The organism is Ramlibacter sp. PS4R-6 (assembly GCF_037572775.1).
Taxonomy (GTDB): Bacteria; Pseudomonadota; Gammaproteobacteria; order Burkholderiales; family Burkholderiaceae_C; genus Ramlibacter.
In genome coordinates this window covers 2,485,383-2,495,461 of sequence record NZ_JBBHKA010000001.1, presented here as the reverse complement: position 1 = coordinate 2,495,461, position 10,079 = coordinate 2,485,383, and the positions used below count along the sequence as shown (strand labels likewise).

Annotated in this window: 10 protein-coding genes; 8 read left to right on the top strand and 2 right to left on the bottom strand. The window is 69.1% G+C overall.

The genetic code is table 11. The features are described 5' to 3' along the window. Nucleotides 1–86: 86 nt before the first annotated feature. Nucleotides 87–737 carry an FMN-dependent NADH-azoreductase gene (locus tag WG903_RS12380; protein WP_340075738.1) on the top strand — a complete coding sequence of 217 codons (651 nt, stop codon included), beginning with the start codon at nucleotides 87–89 and terminating at the stop codon, nucleotides 735–737. 42 nt (nucleotides 738–779) lie between these two features. On the opposite strand, the gene WG903_RS12375 is transcribed toward WG903_RS12380, so the two are convergent. After that, complete coding sequence (locus WG903_RS12375) at nucleotides 780–1,823, bottom strand: sulfate ABC transporter substrate-binding protein (protein ID WP_340075736.1); 1,044 nt, start codon at nucleotides 1,821–1,823, stop codon at nucleotides 780–782. Between the two features lie 122 nt (nucleotides 1,824–1,945). Between WG903_RS12375 and WG903_RS12370 the strand changes: the two genes are divergently transcribed. Together WG903_RS12370 and mnmD are read left to right on the top strand one after the other, a co-directional pair. Then, nucleotides 1,946–2,218, top strand: coding sequence for an oxidative damage protection protein (locus WG903_RS12370; protein ID WP_340075734.1), 273 nt, complete (start codon nucleotides 1,946–1,948; stop codon nucleotides 2,216–2,218). A gap of 6 nt (nucleotides 2,219–2,224) precedes the next feature. Continuing rightward, complete coding sequence (gene mnmD / locus WG903_RS12365; protein ID WP_340075732.1) at nucleotides 2,225–3,892, top strand: tRNA (5-methylaminomethyl-2-thiouridine)(34)-methyltransferase MnmD; 1,668 nt, start codon at nucleotides 2,225–2,227, stop codon at nucleotides 3,890–3,892. Here mnmD and WG903_RS12360 read toward each other — a convergent pair. Continuing rightward, complete coding sequence (locus tag WG903_RS12360; RefSeq protein ID WP_340075730.1) at nucleotides 3,883–4,668, bottom strand: response regulator; 786 nt, start codon at nucleotides 4,666–4,668, stop codon at nucleotides 3,883–3,885. The two genes, mnmD and WG903_RS12360, sit on opposite strands and share 10 nt — an antisense overlap. Before the next feature lie 216 nt (nucleotides 4,669–4,884). Here WG903_RS12360 and WG903_RS12355 point away from each other — a divergent pair, with 216 nt between their 5' ends. The 5 genes from WG903_RS12355 to WG903_RS12335 are packed head-to-tail and all read left to right on the top strand — an operon-like array spanning nucleotide 4,885 to nucleotide 10,043. Continuing rightward, the gene (locus WG903_RS12355; protein WP_340075728.1) at nucleotides 4,885–6,714 is read left to right on the top strand and encodes a nitrite/sulfite reductase; all 1,830 of its coding nucleotides are present in this window, start codon (nucleotides 4,885–4,887) and stop codon (nucleotides 6,712–6,714) included. Next, nucleotides 6,714–7,103 (top strand): DUF934 domain-containing protein, encoded by a 390-nt coding sequence (locus WG903_RS12350; RefSeq protein WP_340075726.1) that lies wholly within the window; start codon nucleotides 6,714–6,716, stop codon nucleotides 7,101–7,103. The genes WG903_RS12355 and WG903_RS12350 overlap by 1 nt, the downstream gene beginning before the upstream one ends. Beyond that, complete coding sequence (locus WG903_RS12345) at nucleotides 7,103–7,816, top strand: phosphoadenylyl-sulfate reductase (protein WP_340075724.1); 714 nt, start codon at nucleotides 7,103–7,105, stop codon at nucleotides 7,814–7,816. The genes WG903_RS12350 and WG903_RS12345 overlap by 1 nt, the downstream gene beginning before the upstream one ends. Next, nucleotides 7,813–8,745, top strand: coding sequence for a sulfate adenylyltransferase subunit CysD (cysD, locus tag WG903_RS12340; protein WP_340075722.1), 933 nt, complete (start codon nucleotides 7,813–7,815; stop codon nucleotides 8,743–8,745). Before WG903_RS12345 ends, cysD begins: the two co-directional genes overlap by 4 nt. Continuing rightward, a complete protein-coding gene (locus tag WG903_RS12335) occupies nucleotides 8,745–10,043 on the top strand; it encodes a sulfate adenylyltransferase subunit 1 (protein WP_340075720.1) in 1,299 nt (432 codons plus the stop codon). Before cysD ends, WG903_RS12335 begins: the two co-directional genes overlap by 1 nt. The last annotated feature ends 36 nt before the right edge of the window (nucleotides 10,044–10,079 follow it).

Sequence of the window (10,079 nt, the reverse complement as noted above, 5' to 3'; positions counted from 1 at the left end):
GTAGCCCGATTTTGCCGACTTATCAATTGATCGACGCATGCCCACAATCACTCCTAAGCCAATTAGGCCAATCAGGAGAACGATCCATGAAACTGCTGCACATCGATTCCAGCGCCCTCGGGGGCAATTCCGTCTCCCGTGAGCTCACCCGCCGCATCGTCGGCGAATGGCGCGCCGCCAACCCGGGCGCCACCGTCGATTACCTCGACCTGGCCAAGGACGCGCCGAGCCACCTGAACGTCGACTCGCTGGGCTTCCGCATGGGCGTGAACGCCGAAGGCCTGTCCGACGTGCAGCGCCGCGAGAACGAGGTTTCCGAGCGCCTGGTGAGCCAGTTCCTCGCCGCCGACGTGATCGTCGTGGGCGCGCCCCTGTACAACTTCTCGATCCCGACCCAGCTGAAGGCCTGGATCGACCGCATCGCGCAGGCCGGCCGCACCTTCAAGTACACCGAGAAGGGCCCCGTGGGCCTGGCCGGTGGCAAGACGGTGATCGTCGCCTCCTCGCGCGGCGGCATGTACTTCGGCAACCCCGTCATGGAGTCGATCGAGCACCAGGAGAGCTACCTGAAGACCGTGTTCGGCTTCTTCGGCATCACCGACGTGCGCATCGTGCGCGCCGAGGGCGTGGCCATGGGTGAGGAAGCGAAGGCGAAGGCCTTCGAGGCCGCCGACATCGCTATCCGCGCCGCGGTGCGCGAAGCGGCCAACGAAGCCGAAGCCGCGCTGGCCGCCTGAGCGTAGCCGGGAGAGAAAGAGCGCCGCATCGCGGCGCTCTTTTCACTTCCGCGTGTAAATCTGGTCGAAGGAGCCGCCGTCCGCGAAGTGCTCCTTGTCCGCCTTGCCCCAGCCACCGAAAGCCTGGTCGATGGTGAACAGGTTGATCTTCGGGAACTGCTTGGCGTACTTGGCCTGGGCCTTCTGCGAAACGGCCGGGCGGTAGAAGTTCTTGCCGATGATGTCCTGGCCTTCCTCGCTGTAGAGGAACTTCAGGTACTCGGTCGCCACCTCACGCGTGCCCTTCTTGTCCACGTTCTTGTCGACCACCGCCACCGCCGGCTCCGCCAGGATGGAGATCGACGGCGCGACGACGTCGAACTTGGCGCCGAATTCCTTCTCGAGCAGGAACGCCTCGTTTTCCCAGGCGATCAGCACGTCGCCCTGCGCCCGCTGCGCGAACGTGATCGTCGAGCCGCGCGCGCCCGTGTCGAGCACCGGCACGTTGTTGTACAGCCTGGCCACGAACTCGCGGGCCTTGGCGTCGCCGCCGTACTTGCGCTTGGCGAATTCCCACGCGGCCAGGTAGTTCCAGCGCGCGCCGCCCGAGGTCTTCGGGTTGGGCGTGATCACGCTGACCCCGGGCTTGGCCAGGTCGTCCCAGTCCTTGATGCCCTTCGGGTTGCCCGCGCGCACCACCAGCACGATGGTCGACGTGTAGGGCGACGCGTTGTGCGGCAGCTTCTTCTGCCAGTCGGGCGAAAGCCATGCGCCGTTCTTCACCAGCGCGTCGGTGTCGCCGGCCAGCGCGAGCGTGGCCACGTCGGCGTCGAGGCCGTCGATGATGGAGCGGGCCTGCTTGCCCGAGCCGCCGTGCGATTGCTTCACGGTCACGTCCTGCCCGGTCTTGCCCTTCCAGTACTTCGCAAAGGCCTGGTTGAACTCCACGTAGAGCTCGCGCGTCGGGTCGTAGGAGACGTTCAGGAGGGCCACGGGACCCTTCGCGGCCGGCTGCTGCTGGGCGAGCACGCCCGCGCCGGTGAGGGCCATGCCCGCCAGGGCGGCGGCGGCCAGGGGAATCTTGATAAAGTTGCGACGGGTGCTCACTGCACGGCTCCTTGTTGTTGCTGGAGGCGATTGTTCAGTGGGCCGCCGCGAACGGGAACGACAGAGTTTTCAGTTGTTTATCCGCATAAGCTAATCCGCACCACCGCACCAAGAGGTTCCCCATGCCCCGCACCGTCCAATGCATCAAGCTCGGCAAAGAGGCCGAAGGCCTGGACTTCCCGCCCTACCCCGGCGAGCTGGGCAAGCGCATCTACGAAACCGTCAGCAAGGAAGCGTGGCAGGCGTGGATCAAGCAGCAGACCATGCTGGTCAATGAAAACCGCCTGAACCTGGCCGACCAGCGCGCCCGCGAGTACCTCAAGCGCCAGATGGAGGCGCACTTCTTCGGCGGCGGCGCGGACGTGGCGCAGGGCTACGTGCCTCCCAAAGAGTGACCGCGCGTGGCGGAGCCTGTCGAGTGGCGGCCTGACGGCACGCCCTACAGCGCCCGCTTCGACGACGTCTACCGTCCCGCATCCGGCGGCCTGGAGCAGGCCCGCCACGTCTTCCTGCGCGGCTGCGGCCTGCCCGAGGCCTGGGGCGGGCGCGCGCAGTGGCGCATCCTCGAGACCGGCTTCGGGCTGGGGTTGAACTTCCTCGCCGCCTGGCGCGCGTGGAAGGACGACCCGCAACGCCCGCGCCTGCTGCACTTCGTGTCGGTCGAGGCATGGCCTGTCGCGGCCGAGGACATCGTGCGCAGCGCCGCGGGCCACGCGCAGCTGGAGCCGCTGGCGCGCGAGCTCGCCGCGCAGTGGTTCGGCCTTGCGCCCGGCGCGCATCGCCTCTCCTTCGACGACGGGCGCGTGCTGCTCACGCTGCACGTGCGCGACGCACAGGAGATGCTGCGGCAGGAGCCGTTCACCGCCGATTCGGTGTTCCTCGACGGCTTCGATCCGCAGCGCAACCCCCAGATGTGGGACGAGCCACTCATCAAGGCCGTGGCCCGCCACTGCCGGCGCGGCGCGCGCCTGGCGACGTGGACGGCTTCCGGGGACGTGCGCCGCGCGCTGGCCGCGGCGGGCTTCGAGGTGCACAAGGTCGAAGGGCTGGCGCCCAAGCGGCATGCGACGCACGCCCTGTTCGACCCGCGCTGGGAGCCCAAGGGCGCGCATCGCGAGCCGCCACCTGCCGGCGACGCCGTGGTGATCGGCGCCGGGCTTGCGGGTGCGGCCACGGCCGCCAGCCTCGCGCGCCGCGGCTGGCGCGTGACGGTGCTAGACGCAGCGGCGGCGCCCGCCGCGGGCGCGTCGGCCCTGCCTGTCGGCTTGCTCGCGGCGCACGTGTCGGCGGACGACGGCCTGCTGTCGCGGCTGTCGCGCGAAGGCGTGCGCATGACGCTGGGCGAAGCGCGGCGTGCGTTGCGCGACGGCGAAGATTGGCGCGAGACCGGCGTGCGCCGCAACGACGGCCTGTGGCAGGAGCGCGCGGCCTGGATCAAGCCGGCCCCGCTCGTTCGCGCGTGGCTGTCGCAACCGCGGATCGAGTTCCGGGGGAACACCCGCGTTGAATCTCTCAGTGACCTGAGCGCCGACCTCGTCGTCGTCGCGGCGGCGCACGGCTCGCAGGCGCTCGTCGGCGATCGGGTCCAGCTGCATCCCGTGCGCGGGCAGGTCGCCTGGGGCCGCCAGGAAGATGGCTGGGCCGTGCCGGCGTCGCCGGTCAACGGCGACGGGCACTTCATCCCCTCGGTGCCCCTCGACGGTTCGCTCGCGTGGTTCTGCGGCTCGACCTACGGGCGCGGCGACGCCGACACGGCCATCCGCGACGAAGATACGAAGGCCAACCTGCAGCGCCTGCGCGCGCTGCTACCCGACATGGCCGCGCAGCTCGAGGGCCGCGACGTGAAGGCCTGGGCCGGTGTGCGCTGCACGTCGCGCGACCGCAGGCCGCTGGTGGGCGAAATCGATCCGCGGGTGTGGCTCGTTACCGCCATGGGTTCGCGCGGCCTGACCTTCAGCCTGCTCGCGGCGGAGTTGCTCGCCGCACGCCTCCACGATGAGCCCTTGCCGATCGACGCGCGCCTGGCGGCAGCCATCGACGTCGCGCGGGCCCTGCGTCCTCAGGCCTGAGCCAGCAGCTCCTGCAGCCGCACCGGGTCCGGCGGCTTGGCCAGGAAAGCCGCAACGCCAGCGCTGCGCGCCCGCATGCGCTCGCCGAACGTGGGCCGGGACGCCGTGACGATCACCTTCGGGATGGGATGCGTTCCGCGCGAGAGCTCCTTCAGGAAGTCCCACCCGCGCAACCCGCCCAGGCCCAGGTCGACGATGGCCAGCACGTAGTCGCGGTCGCGCACGAGCTCCAGCGCTTGCGGGGCCGTCTCGGCCTCGTCGGCGATGGTCAGGCCCGCGAGCGCCAGCTTGGCCCGCAGGTACAGCCGCTCGTCGAGGCTGGCGCAGGCGATCAGGGCGCGCCTGGGCTTCTCCACCTCCGGCGGCTGCGTGTCCGGCGGCACGGTGTCGGAGTAGCCGCTGTCGGGAGGCAGCGTGTCGAGCTGCTCCAGGTCGATGTCGAAGCCGCTGTCGGTCGGGTCGAAGGGGTAGAGCTCGTCCAGCGCCCGGATGATCTCCGGCCACTGGATGGGCCGCGCGAACTTGCGGAAGGCCTTGAAGGGCGCCTGCGGGCCCACCCACAGCACGGGGATTTCGGCGTTGCGGGGCAGCTCCAGCTCGACCCGCGCCTCGTAGCTCTCGCCGTCGATCAGCGCCACCCGCGCGGGCTCCGGGGCCTGCGGCTGCCACAGCGCGAAGGCGGTCGCGTGCTCCTCCGACATGCGGAACAGCAGGTTCAGGGCGTGGCGTTCCTCGTCCGTGAAACCGACGACATTGACGAAGACCCTCTGTGCCATTCCCTCGGTTGTGTTCGTTGCTGGGGCAGGCCGCCATTATCGGGGTGCGTTCCGCCTCGACGGGGCCTTATCCGGAATGAGCTTGTGCCACCCCGCAAACCCGCGCCACGCCTTGTGCATAAGCTTATCCGCATATCGCGTGAACCAAAAAATAGTTTGGTTCCATAAGGGCCGCCCGTACATTCGCAGCTCCCCGAGGGACGGGGCCGCACCGCCATGTACCAATACTCCGAATTCGACAAACAGTTCGTCCGCAACCGGGCCGCGCAGTACCGCGACCAGCTCGAGCGCAACCTCGCCGGCACGCTGAGCGACGACGAGTTCCGGCCGCTGCGCCTGCAGAACGGCTGGTACCTCCAGCGCTACGCGCCCATGGCGCGCATCTCGGTGCCCTACGGCGAACTGTCCAGCGAGCAGCTGCGCGTGCTCGGCACGATCGCGCGCGACTACGACAAGCCCGATGCCGCCCTGCTGGCCGAGGCGCAGGAAAAGCAGACGGCCCTGGGTACCGTGCCCGTGCCCGGCACCAACCGCCAGGTCGGCAGCGAGCTGAAGTACGGCTACGGCCACTTCACCACGCGCACCAACGTGCAGTTCAACTGGATCCCGCTCGTGAAGAGCGCGGAAGTGATGGAACTGCTGGCGTCCGTGAACATGCACGGCATCCAGACCAGCGGCAACGCCATCCGCAACATCACGGCCGACCACCTGGCCGGCATCGCGGTCGACGAGGTCGCCGACCCGCGCCCCTTCGTGGAGATCATCCGCCAGTGGGCCGCGCTGCACCCGGAATTCGTGTTCCTGCCGCGCAAGTTCAAGATCGCCGTGAACGGCGCCCAGGAAGACCGCGCCGCGCTGGGCTGGTACGACATCGGCCTGCAACTGCTGCGCAACGAGGCCGGCGAGCTCGGCTTCCGCGTGCAGGTGGGCGGCGGCATGGGCCGCACGCCGATCATCGGCACGGTGGTCGGCCAGTTCGTGCCGTGGCAGCAGATCCTCAATTACATCGAGGCCTGCGTGCGCGTGTACAACCAGTACGGCCGCCGCGACAACATCTGGAAGGCCCGCATCAAGATCCTCGTGAAGAGCGAGGGCCAGGCCTACATCGACAAGGTGGAAGAAGAGTTCCGCCAGATCGTCGAGCTCGACGGCGCCCCGCACACCATCACGCAGGCCGAGTACGACCGCATCGCCGCGCAGTTCGCGCCGCCCGTCCTGCAGCGCCAGCCGCGCGACGCCGCCGCGCAGCAGGTGCACCAGATCATCCGCGCCGATGCCGAGGCCGACCCCGGCTACGACCGCTGGCTGCAGCGCAACGTGCTGCCGCACCGCAACCCCGAGCTGCGCGCGGTGGTGCTGTCGTTCAAGCGCCTGGGCCAGCACCCGGGTGACTGCACCGCCGACCAGTTCGACGCTGCCGCCCAACTGGCCGAGCGCTTCTCCGCCGGCGAGGCCCGCGTGACGCACGAGCAGAACCTGCTGCTGCCCTGGGTGCACCAGGACGACCTGCCCGAGCTGTGGGCCGCCGCCCGCAAGCTGGGCCTGGCGCGCCCGAACATCGGCCTGATCACCGACATGATCGCCTGCCCCGGCGGCGACTTCTGCTCGCTGGCCAATGCGCGCTCGCTGCCCATCGCCGAAGCCATCACCGAGCGCTTCCAGGACCTCGACGAGGAATGGGACATCGGCGAGATCGACATCAACTTCTCGGGCTGCATCAACTCGTGCGGCCACCACCACGCCGGCCACATCGGCATCCTCGGCGTCGACAAGGACGGCAAGGAGTGGTACCAGATCACGCTCGGCGGCGGCGACGGCTCGCGCGCCGGCGGCCCGGCCTCGCCCGGCAAGATCGTCGGCCCCTCGTTCGCCAAGGAAGAGGTCGCCGGCGTGATCGAGGCGCTGATCGACACCTACCGCCAGCTGCGCCAGCCCGCCGCCAACGGCCGCCTGGAAACCTTTATCGCCACGCTGCGCCGCGTCGGCCACGAACCCTTCAAGGCCGCCGCCAACGCCGCACGCTTCGTCGAGAAGGAGGTGGCGTGATGCAGCAGACCATCCGGATCCTCTCGGCCGCGCAGCATGAGGCGCAGGGCCAAGGGCGCGTGTTGCAACTGACGAACGACGTCGACCCGCTCACGGTGTCGCTGGAAGGCGTCGACCGCGTGGAATTGAACTTCCCCAAGTTCACCGACGGCCGCGCCTACAGCCAGGCCTGGCTGATCCGCCGCCGCCGCCGCTTCGCCGGCGACATCCGCGCCACCGGCGACGTGCTCATCGACCAGCTGGTGCAGATGCAGCGCACCGGCTTCACTAGCGCCGTGCTGAAGGAAGGCAAGGACCCGGCCGAGGCCCAGCGCCAGTTCGCCCGCTTCGCCGAGTACTACCAGGGCGACGCGCAGGAGCAGCGTCCCCACTTCGCGAGGTTCGGCTGATGGGAGCGATCGCCCTGCACGCCCGGCCCTCGAAGGACTTCGAAGCCAAGCTCGCGCAGACGAAGGAGCTGCTGCAACGCGCCGCGCGGGAGTTCACGCCGCTCAAGCAGGCCTCGAGCCTGGGCGCGGAAGACGTCGTCATCACGCACCTGATCGCTTCGCTGGGCCTGGACATCCCCGTGTTCGTGCTGGACACCGGCATGCTGCACAAGCAGACGCTGGAGCTGCTCGAGCGCACGAAGGCCGATTCGCGCCTGCGCATCGAGGTGCTGCATCCCCAGCACGAGGCCGTGGTGCACTTCGTCAAGCGCGAGGGCAAGGAGCCCATGTACAAGAGCGTCGAGCTGCGCAAGGCCTGCTGCCACATCCGCAAGGTGGAGCCGCTGGAGCGCGCCCTCGCCGGCCAGAAGGCCTGGATCACGGGCCTGCGCCGCGAGCAATCGCAGGCGCGCGCCGACGTGCCGCTGGTCGACGACAGCGAGGGGCGCACCAAGCTCAACCCGCTCGCCGACTGGACCTGGGGCGACGTCTGGTACTACATCGAGCAGGAGAAGGTCGACTACAACCCGCTGCACGACGAGTTCTACCCCAGCATCGGCTGCGCGCCCTGCACGCGCGCGATCTCGCTCGGCGAGGATTTCCGGTCCGGCCGCTGGTGGTGGGAGGACGAAACGGCCAAGGAATGCGGCCTGCATGTGAAGGAAACGGCATGAACGCCCGCGTGGAACCCCAATTGCTCGTGCCGCTGTCGAACCGGCACCTCGACGCGCTCGAGGAAGAAGCCATCTTCATCCTGCGCGAAGTCGCCGGCGCCTTCGAGCGCCCCACCCTGCTGTTCTCCGGCGGCAAGGATTCGCTGGTGCTGCTCAAGCTCGCCGAAAAGGCGTTCGGCGTGGGCCGCATCCCCTACCCGCTGCTGATGATCGACACGGGCCACAACTTCCGGGAAGTCACGGACTTCCGCGACTACCGTGCGAAGCAGCTGGAGGCCGAGCTCATCGTGCGCAGCGTCGAGGATTCGATGAAGCGCGGCACGGTGCGCCTGTCGCGCCCGGACGAGTCGCGCAACGTGCACCAGTCGGTGACGCTGCTGGAAGCGATCGAGGAGTTCCGCTTCGACGCCCTGATCGGCGGCGCGCGCCGCGACGAAGAGAAGGCCCGCGCCAAGGAGCGCATCTTCTCGCACCGCGACAGCTTCGGCCAGTGGCAGCCCAAGGCCCAGCGCCCCGAGCTGTGGACGCTCTTCAACACGCGCCTGCAGCCGGGCGAACACTTCCGCGTGTTCCCGATCTCCAACTGGACCGAGCTCGACGTGTGGCAATACATCGAGCGCGAGGCCATCGAGCTGCCTTCGATCTACTACGCGCACGAGCGCCAGGTGGTCGACCGCCGCGGCCTGCTCGTGCCGGTCACCGAACTCACGCCGCCCAAGGCCGGCGAGACGGTCGAGACGCGCACCGTGCGCTTCCGCACCGTCGGCGACATCACCTGCACCTGCCCGGTCGCCAGCACGGCGGCCAACGCGGCCCAGGTCGTGGTGGAAACGCTCACCGTGGACGTGAGCGAACGCGGCGCGACGCGCATGGACGACAAGACGTCCGACGCGTCGATGGAAAAGCGCAAGAAGGACGGGTACTTCTGATGGCGGTCGTCGAACTCCCCCGCCGCGACGACGCGGTGGAACATGACCATGTGTCGGCGCTGCGCTTCATCACCTGCGGCTCGGTCGACGACGGCAAGAGCACGCTGATCGGCCGCCTGCTGGTGGACAGCAAGGCCGTGCTGCAGGACCAGCTGGCCGGCGTGCAGCGCTCGGGCGAGACCGACCTGGCGCTGCTCACCGACGGCCTCACCGCCGAACGCGAGCAAGGCATCACGATAGACGTGGCCTACCGCTACTTCGCCACGCCGGCGCGCAAGTTCATCATCGGCGATGCGCCGGGCCATGAGCAGTACACCCGCAACATGGTGACGGCTGCCTCCAGCGCCGACGCGGCCGTCGTGCTGGTCGATGCGACCAAATTGCAGTGGCAGAACCCCGGCCTGGAGCTGCTGCCGCAGACGCGCCGCCATTCGCTGCTGGTCAACCTTCTGCGCGTGCCCTCCATCGTCTTCACGGTGAACAAGCTCGACGCCGTCGAAGACCCCACCGTGGCGTTCAACAACATCCAGGGCGCGCTGGTGCGCTTCGCGCAGGCGGCGGGCATCGAGGTGCGGGCCATCGTGCCGATCTCCGCGCTGAAGGGCGACAACGTCGTGGAGGCCACGCCCGGCTGGGCCGGCTACCAGGGCCCGTCGCTGCTGCAGCTGCTGGAACAGCTGGACGTGACCGCGTGCGAAGCGGGTGAAGCCTTCGCCTTCCCCGTGCAATGGGTCGAGAAGTTCTCGTCCTCTTCGGACACGAAACAGGGCCGCCGCGTCTTCTGGGGCCGCGTGGCCGCCGGCGGCGCCAAGGCCGGCCAGCAGGTGCAGGTGATGCCCAGCGGGCAGACCGCCGTGATCGCGCAAGTCCTGAACCACGCGCGCAAGCCCGGCGACGTGCCCCCCGGCCACAGCGCGGGCATCGTGCTCGATCGCGAGGTCGACGTCTCGCGCGGCGACTGGCTGCTGGCCCCCGGCGCGCACCAGGCCACGCGGGAGCTCTCTGCGACCATCGCCTGGATGGACGACGAGCCCCTGGTGGCCGGACGCGCCTACTGGGCGCTGCATGGCCACCGCTGGGTCAAGGCCAAGGTCAAGCGCATCGTGCACAAACTGGACATCCACACGCTGGCGGAAGCGGACGCGGACCACCTGGAGCCGAACAGCATCGGCCACGTGGACCTGGCGCTGCAGGAAGCCTTGCCGCTCGAACCGTTCGCGCGCTCGCGCCAGCTCGGCTCGCTCGTGCTGGTCGACACGGCCTCGCACAAGACCTCGGGCGCGGTGCTGGTTCGCTGAGCTCCTAGAATCGGGGGGTAGCATCGCCCCGCCTTA